This is a genomic window from Pseudomonas sp. FP818 (assembly GCF_030687335.1).
GTDB lineage: Bacteria > Pseudomonadota > Gammaproteobacteria > Pseudomonadales > Pseudomonadaceae > Aquipseudomonas > Aquipseudomonas shahriarae.
In genome coordinates this window covers 1751233-1767552 of sequence record NZ_CP117427.1, presented here as the reverse complement: position 1 = coordinate 1767552, position 16320 = coordinate 1751233, and the positions used below count along the sequence as shown (strand labels likewise).

Sequence of the window (16320 nt, the reverse complement as noted above, 5' to 3'; positions counted from 1 at the left end):
TCCCACACAGGCCCGTACATCTTTAGACCTGGCTTAGGTACGCATCCCACGCCCGCTCACCAGCAGCCGTGCGCAGCCCAGATACAACACCACCGTCGCCACGATCATAAAGGTGATCGCCACGCTGATCTTGATATCCGACACGCCCAGGATCCCGTAGCGGAAGGCATTGACCATATGCAGCACCGGGTTGGCCAGCGACACGGTCTGCCAGAACGGCGGCAGCAGGGTAATCGAGTAGAACACGCCGCCCAGGTAGGTCAGCGGGGTCAGCACAAAGGTCGGGATGATCGAGATGTCATCGAAGTTGCGCGCAAACACGGCGTTGATAAAGCCCAGCAGCGAGAAGATTGTCGCCGTGAGCACCACCACCAGGATGGTCACCCCCAGGTGATGCACCTGCAGGTCGGTGAAGAACATCGACAGCACCGTCACAATCGCCCCGACCATCAAGCCACGCAGCACGCCGCCCAGGGTGTAGCCGATCAGGATGGTGTGTGGCGACACCGGCGAAACCATCAATTCCTCAATGGAACGCTGGAACTTGCTGCCAAAGAAACTCGACACCACGTTGCCGTAGGAGTTGGTGATCACCGACATCATGATCAGCCCAGGCACGATGTATTCCATATAGGTGAAGCCACCCATATCGCCAATCTGCCGGCCGATCAGGTTCCCGAAGATCACGAAGTACAGAACCATGGTGATCGCTGGCGGCAGCAGGGTCTGCGGCCAGATGCGCATAAAGCGCTTCACTTCGCGGTAGACGATGGTGTTGAGCGCTACCAGATTGGGTTGGAACTCGGAATTCATACCGCCACCTTCGCCAGATTCTTCTCCACCAGGGACACGAACAACTCCTCCAGGCGATTGGTTTTGTTGCGCAGGCTCTGCACTTCAATGTTCTGCAAGGCCAGTTGGCTGAACAGCGCGGTGATGCCCACGGTTTTATCGACCTGCACTTCCAGGGTATGGCTGTCCACCAGGCGGTTGGGGTAGCCGATCAACGCAGGGGGCGCGGACAGGTTGTTTTTCAGGTCAAGCAGGAACGTCTCCACATGCAACTGGCCCAGCAAGTTACGCATGCTGGTGTTCTCGACAATGGTGCCGTGGTCGATGATGCCAATGTTGCGGCACAGCTGTTCAGCCTCTTCCAGGTAATGGGTGGTGAGGATGATGGTGATGCCTTTCTGGTTCAGCTCGGTGAGGAAGGTCCACATTGAGCGGCGCAATTCGATGTCCACGCCGGCCGTCGGTTCGTCGAGGATCAGCAGGCGCGGCTCATGCACCAGGGCGCGGGCGATCATCAGGCGCCGCTTCATGCCGCCGGACAAGGAACGTGATGGCACGTCGCGCTTGTCCCACAACCCCAGCTGGGTCAGGTACTGCTCGGCGCGCTCCTTGGCGATTTTCGGCGGGATGCCGTAGTAACCGGCCTGGGTCACGACGATATCGAAGGTCTTTTCAAACTGGTTGAAATTGAACTCCTGGGGCACCACACCAATGCAGCGCTTGAGCGCGGCCGGGGATTTATCCAGGTCATGGCCAAAGATATTCACCGTGCCACTGGTCTTGTTGACCAGGGTCGACAGAATACCGATGGTGGTGGATTTGCCGGCACCGTTGGGGCCGAGCAATGCGAAGAAATCACCTTCGGCGACATCCAGATCAATACCACTCAGGGCCTGGAAACCGTTGCCGTAGGTTTTGGTTAGCTGCCGGATGGACAGAGCGGAACTCATATCGGATTACGCACCAAGGAAGGGAATAGAAGAAATAGATAAGGGCGCGCCACACCTAATACAACCGCAGCGCACGGCAAGCATGGTGCTTGCCTGCGCCGCACAAGTACAGTCACCTGTATTAATAGTCAGTATTAAGTCAACGCGGTCATTACCGCTTTTTGATAGGCCGGACGTTGCTGCAAACGCCGGTACCACGCCTCCAGATGGGGCATCGCCGGGCGTTCGATCGGCATCTCGAACCAGGCATAAATAAAGCTGCCCAGGGGAATATCACCCATGCCGATCTCGTTGCCGGACAGGTAGGGCTGCTCAGCCAGGGCCTGGTCCACGGTTTTCAACACCTCGATACAGGCATTGCGCCCGGCATGGATGCTGTCCCAGTCCTGCCGCTCGGCCGGCGTGCGCAAAATGCCCCAGAACACCGTCTTGAACGGTTCGGCAAAGGTCGAGGTGGTCCAGTCCATCCACTTCTCGGCATTGGCCCGCGCCTGCAGATCGGCGGGGTACCAGCTCGAAGCCTGTTTGGCGCAGAGGTAACGCACGATGGTGTTGGATTCCCACAACACAAACTCGCCGTCCTCGATCATCGGCACCCGGCCATTGGGATTCAATGCCCGGTACTGCGGTGTATCGACCACACCAAAGGCCCCGCCCGCATCAATTGCCTCATAGTCCAGGCCGAGTTCCTCGGCGCACCACAGTGCTTTCCTGACGTTTGACGAATTTTTACGACCCCAGATCTTCAGCATGACCGCCTCCCAGTGGATGAATGCCGGAGCAGCATACGCCGGTTCAGCCGCGACTCAAATCGCTCTGCATATCACCTAACAATTGCGGCGAATGCTCGCCAAACAGGTGCGGGTAACACTTTTCCAGGTGGGCAAAGAAGAATTCCTCGGGCACCTCGGCAAATTGCCCATGGTCCACCACATACTCCATGGAGCGCTGGCCCTGGCGGTTGAACGGGTGGAAAACGCTGTCGTTGATTCCGTCGAAATCCAAGGGCGGCACATCGAACAATTCGCACAATTGCTGGTTGAACGCCGGGGTCGCCTTGACCCAGCGCCCATCCAGATACAACTCCGTGTAGCCATGCATGGCGAACACATCACTCTTGAGCAACTCGATCAGGCGCGGGGTCGACAGATGGTTGCGCACATCGGCCAGGCCAATGCGCGACGCTATGCCGCAATGCCGGGCGCACGCCGCCAGCAGGGTGGCCTTGGGCACGCAATAGCTCTGCCCGGCAGCCAGGGCGTAGCTACCACGCAGGGTTTGCGGATCGCGGCTGAAGGTGTAAGGGTTGTAGCGTACCGCTTCGCGCACGGCGTAATACAGACTGACTGCCTGGTCACGGGGATCACGGCTCGAACCGCGATGTTTTTCGGCGAACTCCACCACCGTGGGGTGGTCACTATCGATGAAGCGGCTGGGACTCAAGTACGCATTCATGGGGATTTTCTCCGAGGCGAGCCTGGAGTCTAACCACAGGCCCGACCGAAGGTTAACGACGATTCGGCCAAATGTCGGCGCCTGCTGCCTGTGACTGTCGAGCACTTCCCGCCACACCACGTAACACCCTCAGGCACCGCTTTTCCGGATGCCGGCTAAGCTCTGAGGGTGCTTCTGCCCCTGGTTTCACGGAGGATTGAATATGCTGTTGTTGTGGATACTGGTTCTGGTGCTCGGCATTGCCTACCTGGCACACCGTCGTACCGCGCCCCTGCCCGCCCTGGGCGTGGTCGCCGTCTACCTGTTGGCGATGGGCGCCTTCAGCCATGCACCGGGCTGGTTGCTGCTGGTGTTCTGGGTGCTGCTCGCGATAGTCGCCGCCCCCCTGCTGCTGCCCGACCTGCGTCGCCAGTATTTCACCGCACCGCTGTTCAACTGGTTCCAGAAAGTATTGCCGCCGATGTCCGAGACCGAGCGCGATGCCATCGACGCCGGGACCGTGTGGTGGGACGGCGAACTGTTCAGCGGCCGTCCCGACTGGGACAAGCTGCTGGCCTACCCCAAGGTGCAGTTGACCGAAGAGGAACAGGCTTTTATCGACGGCCCCACCGAGGAGCTGTGCGCGATGGTCACCGATTGGGAAATCGGCCAGGCCATGGACCTGCCGGCAGCGGCCTGGGACCATATCAAGCAACACGGTTTCTTCGCCCTGATCATCCCCAAGGAGTTCGGTGGCAAGGGCTTTTCCGCCTACGCCCACTCCCAGGTGGCAATGAAACTGGCGACCCGCAGCGGCGACCTCGCCTCCACCGTCATGGTCCCCAACTCCCTGGGCCCGGCCGAGCTGCTGTTGCACTACGGTACCGACGAGCAACGCAACCACTACCTGCCGCGCCTGGCCCGTGGCGATGACATCCCGTGCTTTGCCCTGACCGGCCCGCTGGCCGGCTCCGATGCCGGCGCGATGCCCGACACCGGGGTGATCTGCAAGGGCGAATGGCAAGGCAAGGAAACCCTTGGCCTGCGCCTGAACTGGGAAAAACGCTATATCACCCTGGGCCCGGTCGCGACCCTGCTGGGCCTGGCCTTCAAGGCCTATGACCCGGACCATCTGCTGGGCGAGGAAGAAGACCTGGGCATCAGCCTGGCGCTGATCCCCACCGACACCCCCGGCGTGGAAATCGGGCGCCGTCATCTGCCCCTCGGCGCGGCATTCATGAACGGCCCCAACTCCGGCAAGGATGTGTTCATTCCCCTGGACTTCCTGATCGGTGGCCAGGAAATGCTCGGCAAGGGCTGGATGATGCTGATGAACTGCCTGTCGGTCGGCCGTTCGATCTCCCTGCCGGCGGTGGGCACCGGTGCAGCCAAGTTCACCAGCCTGGTGACCGGCCAGTACGCCCAGGTGCGCGAGCAGTTCAACGTACCGCTGTCCGCCTTCGAGGGCATCCAGGAAGCCCTGGCCCGTATCGGCGGGAATGCCTGGTTGATGGACAGTGCGCGGATGCTCACCGCCAATGCGGTCGACCTGGGGGAAAAACCTTCGGTGCTCTCGGCGATCCTCAAGTACCACCTGACCGAGCGCGGCCGCGAGTGCATCAGCCACGCCATGGACGTGCACGGCGGCAAGGGCATCATCATGGGCCCCAACAACTACCTGGGCCGCAGCTGGCAGGGGGCGCCGATCTTCATCACCGTGGAAGGGGCGAATATCCTTTCGCGCAACCTGATGATCTTCGGCCAGGGGGCGATTCGCTGCCATCCATTCGTCCTCAAGGAAATGGCCCTCGCCGGTCGTGAAGATCGCGACCAGGCACTCAAGGAGTTCGATGGGCTGTTGCTGCAACATATCGGTTTTGCGGTGAGCAACGCCGCCAGCACCCTGGTGTTGAACCTGGGCCTGGGCCACTTCGAAAAAGCCCCGGGCAACCGCTTGAGCCAGGGTTACTTCCGCGCCCTCAACCGCCAGGCCGCCGCGTTCGCCCTGCTGGCAGACCTGAGCATGATGCTGCTGGGTGGTGAGCTGAAGCGTCGTGAACGCCTGTCGGCACGGCTGGGGGATGTACTCAGCCATATGTACCTGGCCTCGGCGGCGCTCAAGCGCTACCACGACCTCGACTCCCCGGATCATCTGGAACCGCTGTTTGCCTGGGCCATGGAAGAAAGCCTTGGCCAATCGGAACGCGCGCTGGATGAGTTACTTAGCAACTTCCCCAACAAAGTGCTGGGCTGCCTGATGCGGGTCATCGTGTTCCCATTCGGGCGTCGCCATAAAGGCCCGTCCGATGCACTGGACGCTGAAGTCGCCGCAGTGATTGGCCGAGCCAAGGGCGACCCGACCCTGGAAGAACTGCTGGCTGGCTGCTATCGCCCGCAATCGGCGGAAGATCCGGTCGGCGCGTTGCAACACGCCTATGACCTACTGGGTGCCAGCCACCCGCTGCAAAAGAAACTCCACAGCGCCCTCAAAAGTGGCCAGGTCAAGCCGCGCGCCGGGGAACACGCCATCGACGCCGCACTGGAAGCAGGCGTGCTGCAACCGGCTGAAGCGCAAACCCTGCGCGACGCGGAAGTGGCGCGGCGCAAGGTGATCGACGTGGATGACTTCAGCAAAGAGGAGCTGGCCCAGGCGCCCGGCAGAGTCCGCTGAGACCAACCGTCATATAAAAACGGGCGCGAGAGCTATATACTCTCGCGCCCGTTTTTGCTTTTGAGGACTTACTCTCGTGTCCAACGTCGTTGCCGATCATCTCGTCTTGCTCGACCACCTGCGCAGCATCCTGGTTGCCGTCGGCGAAGCCGAACAGGTTCCCGAGGAAAGTCACGCGCTGTTCCTGGAACGCTTTGATGAACTGCGGGCCCTGCTGCCCATCGACCCGATCGAAAGCCAATACCTGGGCCAGGACATGATGAGCCAGGTCATCCTGCGCTACCCGCAGATTGCCCATCTGGTACCGCGCGACCTGTTGTGGTTCTTCGGCGGTGACTGCCTGCACTTCATGCCCGACGATGAACTGGACCTGTACCAGGCCCTGGAAGAACGTCGTTTCGAAGCCGAACAGAACGACGAACCGTTCGACTGGAACCAGGAAAAGCAATTGCTGGCCATGTCCAACGACCAGCCCAAGCACTGATCTCAAAAGCACCAAAGATCCAAATGTGGGAGCGGGCTTGTGTGGGAGCGGGCTTGCCCGCGATAGCGGTGTATCAGTCAACCAATGTATCGACTGACACTCAGCCATCGCGGGCAAGCCCGCTCCCACACTAACCTGCTCCACATTCTCGATCGCGCGCCTACCGCCGACGCAATGTAGGCTCCTTAGCCATGCACTCCACCAGATAATCAATAAACACCCGCAATTTCGGCGGCAGGTAGCGTGTGGGCGAATGCAGCAACCAGGCATCCCCATGGTACGAGGCAATGAAATCCCATTGCGCCAGGACCTGCACCAACCGCCCCTCCTCCAAGGCATGCCGCGCGGTGAAGTACGGCAAGCTGCCAATCCCTACATCCTGCAACACCGCATCCAGCCGCACCCCCGTGTGATTGGCCGCATAACGCCCGCGTACCCCTACCGTCACTGTCTTACCCGCCTGGCGGAATTTCCAGCGCGCATCCCCCGGCGTTTCGCCCAGGTAGATGCAACTGTGCCCCAGCAAATCATGGGGATGCAGCGGCGTACCGTGGGCGGCCAGATACTGCGGCGTGGCACACAATAAATGTTCAATCGGTAATAACTGGCGCCCTACCAACCCCGGTGGCGGGCTGTCGGTGATGCGGATGCTCAGGTCGACATTGTCATCAATCAAATCCACCTGCCGATCTTCGAGGATCAACTGCACATCGACCTTGGGATAACGCCGCAAGAACTCCGGCATATGCGGATGCACCACAAACCGCCCGACCGCCTTGGGCACACTGACCCGCACCAGCCCTTCGGCTTCGTGGGTGTACTGGCCGCTGATTTCCATCACCGAGCGCGCCGCGCTGACCATTTCCTGGCAGCGCTTGAAGACCTCTTCGCCACCTTCGCTCAAGCGCAATTTGCGTGTGGTGCGCTGCAGCAGCCGCGTGGCCAGGGCCTGCTCCAGGCGCGAGATGCTGCGACTCACCGCCGATGGCGACGCCCCCAGTTGGCGAGCCGCCTCGGAGAAGCTGCCGGTTTCCACCACCTTGACGAAAATCGCCATTTCGCCCAGCAGCGGCAAAGGAAGATTGATGCTCATGACGCACAAGTCCATTGAGATTTCAGCGGATTATCACCCATTGGCGCACTACTTATACTGCTGTTTAGAGCCCTGATGCGGATGTAGACGATGACCCAGCGCCTGTTTTTTACCCATGACCACCTGGTTGCCGATGTTGATGTGCTGGAGTGCACGCCGTTTGAGCAGCAGTTTGCGGTGGTGCTGCACTCCACCATTTTCCACCCCCAGGGTGGCGGCCAGCCTTTTGATACGGGGTGGCTGGGAGACAGCAACGTGTTGAAAGTGGTGCAGGAAGCCGAGCGCATCGTGCACTACGTGGACCAGCCCGTCGCACTCGGGCTCCAGCAAGCGCGGGTCGACGGCGAGCGCCGCGCCCTGCATACACGCCTGCATTCGGCAGGGCATCTGATTGGCAACGCCGGTGAGACCCTGGGCTGGATGCCGATCAAGGCCCACCACTGGCCAGGCGAAGGCAAGATCAGTTTTATCCGTGGGGAGTTCGCCCAGAACATGGAGGCCGATACCCTGCAACAACAGGTCAACCAATGGATCGCCGCAGATTTACCGCGCCAAATGACGCTGCAAAGCGGCTCCCGGGAAGTAGGTTTTGGTGATCTGCCGCCCTACGCCTGCGGCGGCACTCACGTACAGGCCCTCGCCCAAGTCGGCCAGGTCACGATCCTCGGCCTGTCGGAGAAGAAGGGCACGTTGTCGGTGCGCTACAGCCTCGACTGACAGATTGATGGCAGGCGGCGTTTTATTATTGAGATAGGACATCACCGCGCAAGGGGCTCCCCTGGAGCTTGTGGGTGATGCTAGTGTGTGAAAATGTTTCCGACATAAAAATCGGAAACCTCCTACTCACCACCTGCAAAGGAATGCCCCCAGCAATGGACTTCTCCCTCAAGCACCTGGCCGCCGCCACCCTGATGGTCGCCAGCCTGTCCGCCGTTACCGCACCAGCGTTCGCCAATATCACCCCGCAACAGAGCGCGACCATCCTCAAGACGTTCAATGACGCCTCGATCAAGGACTTCCGCACCTTCCTCGGCAGCCTGGCCAAAAGTGAACTGGGCAAAACCGCCGACTTGGGCCCGGCAATCAGTGCTTTTCTCGATAACAAACGCCTGTCCGCCGAACAGCAAAACGAAATTCATCGCCTGCTGGGCCTCTACGCCCGGGTGAAATACGGCGCGGCGGCTACCGAGACCCTGCGCGAGCTGGTGGCCATACCGACCTTCCAGGTAGAAGGCGTAGCCCAGCACGACAACCCTGAATTCATCAAGATCGCCGACAAGATCAAGAGCCTGGCCCAGGCGTTCAACCTGAAGTTCCGCAATATCGACAACCGCGTCTACGAAATTTCCCTGGAAGGTGCCGGCGACGAAGTTGTGGGCATCCACGCCCACGCCGACGTGGTGCCGGTGACCCCGGAAAACTGGGTACTGGCCGATGGCACCCGCCTCGACCCGTTCAAGGTCACGCTGATTGGCGACCGCATGTACGGCCGCGGCACCGAGGATGACAAGAACGGCATCGTGGTGACGCTGTATGCGATGAAAGTGATCAAGGAAGAAAACCTGCCCCTGGCACGCAACTTCAAGCTGCTGGTGGACACCACCGAAGAAACCACCGGCGACGCCATTCCCTACTACTTCGAACACAACCCGACGCCCAACTACAACCTCGCGCTGGACGGCGGCTACCCGGTCGTCATCGCCGAAAAGGGTTATGGCACGGTCATGGCCACCTTTGCCAAGCGCAAAGCCGACGGCAAAGGCGCCGAAATCATTGCCATGACCGGCGGCCTGGCGACCAACCAGATTCCTTCGGCCTCGGTGGCCACGTTGCGTAGCGACAGCCCCGCCGAACTGGCTGCCAGCCTGCAACAGGCCGGGAGTGCATTCGCCAAGGCCAATGGTGGCGATTTCACTGTAGATGCCAAGGTCGTCGACAAAGACGTCAAGCTGACCGTCACCGGGGTATCGGCGCACTCTTCCGAACCCGAATCGGGCATCAACCCGGTGGCGCGGATGCTGGTCTTTATCAACAGCCTGGACGGCAAGGTTGCGTTCAAACACAACGAGATTACTGACGCTGCCCGCTATGCCGCCGATAACTGGGGCCTGGATTACCTGGGCGGCAAATTGGGCGTGGGCTTTGCCGATACGTTCATGGGGCCACTGACCACCTCGCCGACCTTTGTCGGCATGGACGAAAAAGCCTTCAAGCTGGCGGTCAACCTGCGGGTGCCAAAAGGTAAATCCCCAGAAACGCTCAAGAAAGAGATCGCTGACAAGCTGAGCGCCTGGAGCCAAAAGACCCATATTGCGCCAGCCTTCGATTACTCGGTCGCCGCGCCGATGTACCGTAACCCCGAGGGTGAATGGGTCAAGGCGCTGCTGGCCGTGGCCACGGAAAACCTGGGCATGAAGCCTGAGTACGGGACTTCGGCTGGCGCAACCTCGGTGCATGACCTGCCCAATGGCGTGCAATTCGGCCTGGCCCGCCCCGAGGTCAAATACACCGGGCACACCGACAACGAGTTCAAGACCACCGAGCAGTTCCTGCTGGACCTGCAGATCGTGACGGAAATGATGGGCCGTATCGGGCAGTTGCCGAAACTCTGACCCAGCACCTGGACCCGCTTGTGCGGCGGGTCCATTTGCGCAGGCTTGAATTGCAGACAAACAAAAACGCCGCTCATCACTGAGCGGCGTTTTTGTTGAATATGGAGCGGGAAACGAGACTCGAACTCGCGACCCCGACCTTGGCAAGGTCGTGCTCTACCAACTGAGCTATTCCCGCAAATGGCGTCCCCTAGGGGACTCGAACCCCTGTTACCGCCGTGAAAGGGCGGTGTCCTAGGCCACTAGACGAAGGGGACACGCTAACTGAAACACATGGTGTGCATTCCAGTGCCCAGAGGCCTTGTCCGAAGACTTGGTCCTGGTTTCACTCAGTGCCGCCCGAAAGCCACACTGTTTAAAAATGGAGCGGGAAACGAGACTCGAACTCGCGACCCCGACCTTGGCAAGGTCGTGCTCTACCAACTGAGCTATTCCCGCAATGGCGTCCCCTAGGGGACTCGAACCCCTGTTACCGCCGTGAAAGGGCGGTGTCCTAGGCCACTAGACGAAGGGGACACACGTACAACATTCACTCCCTACCGCGTTTCGCTGTGTGCTTTACGCTGTAAGTGGCGCGCATTCTATGGATGGATTGAAAGGTCGTCAACCCCCAAGGATAAATTTATTTAAATCAATGACTTCGCCCCGCTTTACCGCCACTGTCGGAGTTTCTCGCCGTCCAGGCTTTGGCGCCTATATTCTGGCGCCCGACAAGACGTTATAGTCCTGACCCGCGAATGGTGGCAATGTGCATCTATTCAGAGTTACTACATATACAGATGAAAGCACTGACTCATCTCGTCGAAGAGTCCTATCCGCCGCAAGCGCCAATCACTACACTTCAACGCACATCCTACAAAGAGGTCACACCGGTGACACCACTCATGATCACCCTGCTGGTAATAGCCGGGATCGTAATACTGATCGCCATTGGCTACATGAACCACGTGGTGGAAAACAACAAACTGGAAAAAGCCCGGGCCCAGATTGAGCTCAATGATCGGCTGCGCCGCTGTGGCGAGATCACCGAGACGTTCCCCGGCCAACTGATGACGCCGCAGCTCAAGCTGCTGCTGACCCGCCTGGAACTGAACGTCAACCAACGCATGCTCAACCTCAACAAATCCAGCAGCACCATCAAGGCCCGTATTGCCGAGTTGGAAGCACTGGTAGGCCAGGGCGAGTCGATCCCGGTGAACAACCCTCCAGGGCCGATCCAGACCGAAGCCAAGGCCAAGGATGTACGCTTCCTGCTCGAAGCCCTGCATGGCCAGGTCACCCGCGCCGCCCAGGACGGCTTTTTGCCCACCAACGAGGCCAAGCACTGGATCCGCGAAATCCGTCACCTGCTGGTGCTGCTGCACATCGAGTTCTTCAACAATCTTGGCCAACACGCGCTGCAACAGGCGCAGCCCGGCCAGGCGCGCCTGGCATTCGAGCGCGGCGTGCAATACCTGCGCAAGCAGCCTGAACCGGCCACCTACAGCCAGCACCTGCAACTGCTGGAAAAACAATTGGCGCGTGCCAACTCCATGGTGCTGACCAACAGCCAGCAAACCGCCGAAGAGACCAATGAGCTGACCGCAGGCTTGAAAGCCGATGACGCTGATGCCGAGTGGAAAAAGAAAGTCATCTACGACTGATCCCCTCCTGCCTTGATTCGCCGGGTGCATGCTTTGCACCCGGAGCCATCATCCTGCCTCTACCCCTCGCTGCAATAACTCGCGTACAAAAGTGCACTTCATTCCGTAAACGAAAGAGGCCTTCATGCCAAGTGTCATCATTGATGGTCAGCCCCTGCACTACGTGGACCAGGGCGCGGGCCCTGCTGTCCTGCTCGGCCAGAGCTACCTGTGGGACCAGCACATGTGGGCACCGCAGATCGCCGCCCTGTCGCAACAGTACCGAGTGATCGTGCCAGAGCTGTGGGGTCACGGTGAGTCTGGCCCGCTACCGGCACAGACCCGCACCCTGGACGACCTGGCACGCCAGGCCCTGGCCTTGCTGGACCATCTGGAGATTGCCCAGGTCAACCTGGTGGGTTTGTCCGTCGGCGGCATGTGGGCTGCGCCGCTGGCGTTGCTGGCGCCCGAGCGGGTCAACAGCCTGGTATTGATGGATACGTATCTGGGCGCAGAGCCTGAGGCCACCCGCGAACAGTATTTCGCACTGCTCGGCGCAATCGAGGCCGCGGGTGCTATTCCAGATGCCCTGCTGGATATCATCGTGCCGATCTTCTTCCGCCCCGGCATCGACCACGACTCTGCGCTGTATCAGGACTTCCGCCAGTCCCTGCGCGACTTCCCCAAGGATCGCCTGCTGCAAAGCATCGTGCCCCTGGGTCGCCTGATTTTCGGTCGTGGGGATGCGCTGGAAGGCTTATCCCGCCTGAATGCTGATACGACTCTGGTGATGTGTGGCAACGAGGACCAGCCGCGCCCACCCGCAGAAGCGCAGGAAATGGCCGATCTGATCGGCTGCGATCTGGTATTGATCCCGGACGCAGGGCATATCTCCAGCCGGGAAAATCCTGATTTCGTCAATGAGGCACTGCTGACCTTTTTGGCCAATCACGCCTGATCACACCTTGAGTATCTCCAATGTAGATGAGATGCCGAGGCGCGCAGCTACACTCCCCCTGTGGGAGCGGGCTCGCCCGCGATGGCGCCCGTGAGTACACCTCAGGGTGTCAGCTCCCCCAGGGAACTCGTTCCGGCCCTGAATATGATCACAGCCGGAAATGCCCCACCATCCCCTTGAGTTCCGCCCCCAGTTGCGCCAACTCGATACTCGATGCCGCATTACCCTGCATGCTCAGCGCCGATTGATCGGCGCTGGCGCGGATACTGGTGACGCTGCGGTTGATTTCTTCGGCCACCGAGCTCTGCTGCTCGGCCGCGGCCGCGATCTGCTGGTTCATCTGCTGGATCAGCGACACCGCCGCGGCAATGCTGCCCAACGCACTTTCGGTTTCCAGGGCATCGCTGACAGCCAGCTTCACCAACTCGCCGCTGTGCTGGATATCCCGCACTGAAGACTGCGCCGCGCTGCGCAAGGTGCTGACCAGACGTTCGATTTCCTCCGTCGATTGCTGGGTGCGCCTGGCCAGGGCGCGCACCTCATCGGCGACCACCGCAAAGCCGCGCCCTTGCCCCCCAGCGCGTGCCGCCTCGATGGCGGCGTTGAGCGCCAGCAGGTTGGTCTGCTCGGCAACACTTTTGATCACCTCCAACACGCTACCGATATTCTGGATTTCGGCGCTCAGGCTTTCGATGCTGGTGCTGGCAGAGGTCGCCGAACTGGCCAGCAGCTCGATGCGCTGCAGGCTCTGGCGTACCACCTGCTGGCCAGTGTCGACCTTGTCGTCGGCGGTCTGCGCCGCTTGTGCGGCCTGCTCGGCATTGCGTGCCACATCGTGCACCGTGGCGGCCATCTGGTTCATGGCGGTGGCGACTTGCTCGGTTTCTTCTTTCTGGCTACTGACTTCGAGATTGGTCTGCTCGGCCCCCCTGGACAATGACTGGGCCGAGCTGGCCAATTGTTCAATCCCCGCCTGCAGCCCGCTGACCATATTGCTCAGGCCCCCGCCCATCTGCTGCATCGCCTGCATCAACTGGCCCATCTCGTCCTGTCGGCTCACCTCCATGCGCCCGCTGAGATCCCCGGCCGCAATCTGCCGGGCCACGGCAATCACGCTGCGCAGCGGCATCACGATCAGCCGGGTAATCAGCCACGCGGCAATCACCCCGACCAATAAAGCTAGGGCCGATGACACAATGATCAGCAAGCTGCTCTTGGCCAACTGCGCCTGCATCGACTGGTCCTGCGCGGCATAGGCCTGGTTGACCTGCGCCACCACTTGCGCGGCCCGCTCATGCAACTGTTGGTAGACGATTTTTTCCTGGGCCAGCAGGCCGGTGTATTCGGTGAGTTTTTCGCTGAAGGCTCCGATATGCCCGACCACTTCATTGAGCACGGTCTGATAGCCAGGATCCTTGACCAGGGTCTGCAGTTGCCCGGCCTGGGCCAGGGCCTGATCGGCCTGCTCGATGTGGCCTTGCCCGGCACTGTCCGCGTCGCCCTTGCGGCTCTGATCCAGGCGCACATGGGCTTCGTTCATGGCCTGCAACATCAGGCGCGAAACCTGCCCCACCTGCCCGGCCTGCTCGATAAACTCGGCGCCCTCTTTGCCTTGGCTTTCCTTGAGGTTATAGGCCCCATCGTCGGCCAGGCCGGCCTGCAATACATCGAGGTTGTTGGCGACACTCGACACCGACCAACTGGCCATTTCCAGCGCCAGGTCCTTGGCCTGGGTCAGCTCGACAAATTCGTCAAATGCCTTGCGATAGGCGCCCAGCGCCTGCTCGACCTCGCTCATGTTGAGCGCCTGGGCTTCGGCCACCAGGCTATCCACCCGTTGGTGCAGGACCTCGACCGTACTGGCATCGCTGCGCAATGCATACTCCTGCTCAATCAAACGCACATTCAGCAGCCCCTCATTGAGCGAAGACATGCCCTTGAGCCCCACAAAACGCTGGCCAACGGTTTGCAGGGACCACACGCCAATCGCCGCCACCAGGGCCGTCAACAGCAATACCAGGGCAAACCCCAGCCCCAGCTTCCTGGCCAGCCCAAGGTTGGCAAATCGTCGTTGCACGGCCGAAATCATTGCGCAAAGTCCTCTTGGGGTGGCGAACGCCAGCAAGCCCGGTATCCATGGAACGAGATTCGCAATCCCGGGCCCTGCAACACAAGACGTTGGCGCCACAATAATGGCAAAAAGCTACATCCCCGTCGTTTTCAGAATGGTGGAGGTCGATCCTGTGGGGCCCATGGCCTTGAACAATGCCAGGGCCCGATGATCGCAAGCATAGGCCACATTGATCCGCAGCCATTCAGCGTGCTCGCCGGTCGGGCTGAACAACTCGCCGGAAGACAGCAAGACCCCAAGCTGTCGGGCCCTTGCGTGCACCCTTGAGCCATCCCCTGAACCCGGGCGCGCCCACACAAACATGCCACCTGCGGGCACCGCAAAGACCTCCCACTCTTCATCCTCCAGCACCTGCAAGGTCTTCGCCATCTCCGCGCTCAGCCGTCGGCGCAGGCGCTGTACCCATTTGCGGTAGGTGCCGTTGGTCAGGAGACTGGCCACCATCGCTTCGGCAAAGCGTGAGGTGCCCATACCGGTCAAGGTCTTGAGCTTGAGCAATTGGCTGATGAGGGCCGTGCTGGCGGTGAGATAGCCAACCCGCAGGGCGCTGCTCAGGGTCTTGGAAAAGCTCGAGACATAGATCACCCGATCATCATGGGCCAACGCCGCCAGACGGGTACAGGAAGCATGTTGCAGGTCGCCGTAGACATCCTCCTCGACAATCAGGAAGTCCCGAGTGTGGGCCAGGTGCAACAGACGCTCGGCGACCACCCGCGACAGGCTGGTGCCCGTCGGGTTGTGGTAGAGGCTGTTGATGAACAGGCACTTGGGGCGGTGGCGGGCCAGCAGCGTTTCCAGGGCCTGGATATCCGGGCCGCTGCGGGTTCTGGGCACCTCCAGCAACATGACACCGTGGAAAGCCAACTGACGATACAGGTTGCCGTAGCCAGGGCTCTCGACCACCACCGTGTCACCAGCCTTGAGCAAGGTGCGGATCAGCAGGTCCTGGGCATGGCTCGCGCCGTGGGTGGTGAGGATCTGCTCGGCAGTGCTGGCCACCTGGATCTGTGTCAGGCGCTTGTGCAATTGCTCACGTAGCGCTGGCAACCCCAGGGGCGTGCTGTAATTGAAAACCCCAGCGGTATCGGTACGGCTGATTTCGCGAATCGCATAACTGATGTCATCACTTTCACGCCAGGAGTCCGGCAGCCAGCCGCACCCCAGCTTCAATTCTCCCAACTGGTTATCGGTAAAGGCCCCCCACCTGCGTTCTGCCCCCTCATACCACTGGCACTCCGCCAATGGGCTGCTGGCCACCGGTTGCTCGGCGATAACAAACCCCGAACCGGCCCTTGAGGCCAAGACCCCTTCGGCCACCATGCGCTCCAGCGCCTCGATCACACTGGATTGACTGAGCAGGTTGTCCTGGGCCAGTTGCCGGATGGAAGGCAGGCGCGTTCCGGGGCTGACCCCGCTCTCCCGAATCCATGCGGCAATGGCGCTGACAATTTGCTGAACCACCGGTACAAGGGCTTGTCGATTGATCCCTAAATCCATGAGCCACCCCCCTTCAACTGTTTGGCATTTAACTCAAAACAGTTAAGCACAGAAGGCCAGGATCACCCTGTTCATA

Annotated in this window: 13 protein-coding genes, 4 tRNA genes and 1 pseudogene; 6 read left to right on the top strand and 12 right to left on the bottom strand. The window is 60.5% G+C overall.

Annotated features, from left to right (window positions below):
• Window positions 1–33: 33 nt before the first annotated feature.
• The 4 genes from PSH80_RS08025 to PSH80_RS08010 all read right to left on the bottom strand — a co-directional run bounded on the left by PSH80_RS08025 (window position 34) and on the right by PSH80_RS08010 (window position 3197).
• Window positions 34–813, bottom strand: coding sequence for an ABC transporter permease (locus tag PSH80_RS08025; RefSeq protein WP_057438896.1), 780 nt, complete (start codon window positions 811–813; stop codon window positions 34–36).
• On the bottom strand, window positions 810–1742 hold the full coding sequence (locus tag PSH80_RS08020) for an ABC transporter ATP-binding protein (RefSeq protein ID WP_057438895.1): 933 nt from the start codon (window positions 1740–1742) through the stop codon (window positions 810–812). The genes PSH80_RS08025 and PSH80_RS08020 overlap by 4 nt, the downstream gene beginning before the upstream one ends.
• A 134-nt stretch (window positions 1743–1876) precedes the next feature.
• The gene (locus PSH80_RS08015) at window positions 1877–2494 is read right to left on the bottom strand and encodes a glutathione S-transferase family protein (protein ID WP_057959011.1); all 618 of its coding nucleotides are present in this window, start codon (window positions 2492–2494) and stop codon (window positions 1877–1879) included.
• Window positions 2495–2537: 43 nt separating this feature from the next.
• Entirely contained in the window at window positions 2538–3197 is a 660-nt protein-coding gene (locus PSH80_RS08010; RefSeq protein WP_057438894.1) for a transglutaminase family protein, read from the bottom strand.
• Window positions 3198–3399: 202 nt separating this feature from the next.
• On the opposite strand from PSH80_RS08010, the gene PSH80_RS08005 reads away from it, so the two are divergent.
• Both PSH80_RS08005 and PSH80_RS08000 read left to right on the top strand, forming a co-directional pair.
• The gene (locus PSH80_RS08005; protein WP_305419760.1) at window positions 3400–5847 is read left to right on the top strand and encodes an acyl-CoA dehydrogenase; all 2448 of its coding nucleotides are present in this window, start codon (window positions 3400–3402) and stop codon (window positions 5845–5847) included.
• A gap of 76 nt (window positions 5848–5923) precedes the next feature.
• The gene (locus PSH80_RS08000) at window positions 5924–6331 is read left to right on the top strand and encodes a PA2817 family protein (RefSeq protein WP_057438892.1); all 408 of its coding nucleotides are present in this window, start codon (window positions 5924–5926) and stop codon (window positions 6329–6331) included.
• A gap of 160 nt (window positions 6332–6491) precedes the next feature.
• On the opposite strand, the gene PSH80_RS07995 is transcribed toward PSH80_RS08000, so the two are convergent.
• Window positions 6492–7424, bottom strand: coding sequence for a LysR family transcriptional regulator (locus PSH80_RS07995; RefSeq protein WP_170059808.1), 933 nt, complete (start codon window positions 7422–7424; stop codon window positions 6492–6494).
• A 90-nt stretch (window positions 7425–7514) separates the two neighbouring features.
• On the opposite strand from PSH80_RS07995, the gene PSH80_RS07990 reads away from it, so the two are divergent.
• Window positions 7515–8141: an alanyl-tRNA editing protein gene (locus PSH80_RS07990; protein WP_120732292.1), complete on the top strand. Its 627-nt coding sequence runs from the start codon at window positions 7515–7517 to the stop codon at window positions 8139–8141.
• A 155-nt stretch (window positions 8142–8296) separates the two neighbouring features.
• Window positions 8297–10036, top strand: coding sequence for a dipeptidase (locus PSH80_RS07985; RefSeq protein ID WP_057959007.1), 1740 nt, complete (start codon window positions 8297–8299; stop codon window positions 10034–10036).
• Between the two features lie 102 nt (window positions 10037–10138).
• Here PSH80_RS07985 and PSH80_RS07980 read toward each other — a convergent pair.
• The 4 genes from PSH80_RS07980 to PSH80_RS07965 all read right to left on the bottom strand — a co-directional run bounded on the left by PSH80_RS07980 (window position 10139) and on the right by PSH80_RS07965 (window position 10552).
• Window positions 10139–10214: transfer RNA gene (locus PSH80_RS07980), tRNA-Gly, on the bottom strand.
• Window positions 10215–10217: 3 nt separating this feature from the next.
• A tRNA-Glu gene (locus PSH80_RS07975) sits at window positions 10218–10293 on the bottom strand.
• Between the two features lie 105 nt (window positions 10294–10398).
• A tRNA-Gly gene (locus PSH80_RS07970) sits at window positions 10399–10474 on the bottom strand.
• Between the two features lie 2 nt (window positions 10475–10476).
• A tRNA-Glu gene (locus PSH80_RS07965) sits at window positions 10477–10552 on the bottom strand.
• Window positions 10553–10908: 356 nt separating this feature from the next.
• Between PSH80_RS07965 and PSH80_RS07960 the strand changes: the two genes are divergently transcribed.
• Both PSH80_RS07960 and PSH80_RS07955 read left to right on the top strand, forming a co-directional pair.
• Window positions 10909–11679: a hypothetical protein gene (locus tag PSH80_RS07960; RefSeq protein ID WP_198830559.1), complete on the top strand. Its 771-nt coding sequence runs from the start codon at window positions 10909–10911 to the stop codon at window positions 11677–11679.
• Between the two features lie 124 nt (window positions 11680–11803).
• A complete protein-coding gene (locus PSH80_RS07955; protein ID WP_057959005.1) occupies window positions 11804–12616 on the top strand; it encodes an alpha/beta fold hydrolase in 813 nt (270 codons plus the stop codon).
• A gap of 148 nt (window positions 12617–12764) precedes the next feature.
• Here the strand turns inward: PSH80_RS07955 and PSH80_RS27325 are convergent, their stop codons facing one another.
• The 3 genes and pseudogenes from PSH80_RS27325 to PSH80_RS07945 form a co-directional block, all read right to left on the bottom strand.
• On the bottom strand, window positions 12765–13469 hold the full coding sequence (locus PSH80_RS27325) for a methyl-accepting chemotaxis protein (protein ID WP_370693733.1): 705 nt from the start codon (window positions 13467–13469) through the stop codon (window positions 12765–12767).
• Between the two features lie 42 nt (window positions 13470–13511).
• Window positions 13512–13745 (bottom strand): annotated as a pseudogene (locus PSH80_RS27320) (HAMP domain-containing protein); the annotation flags it as partial.
• A 1074-nt stretch (window positions 13746–14819) separates the two neighbouring features.
• Entirely contained in the window at window positions 14820–16244 is a 1425-nt protein-coding gene (locus PSH80_RS07945; RefSeq protein ID WP_128593448.1) for a PLP-dependent aminotransferase family protein, read from the bottom strand.
• Window positions 16245–16320 lie beyond the last annotated feature (76 nt).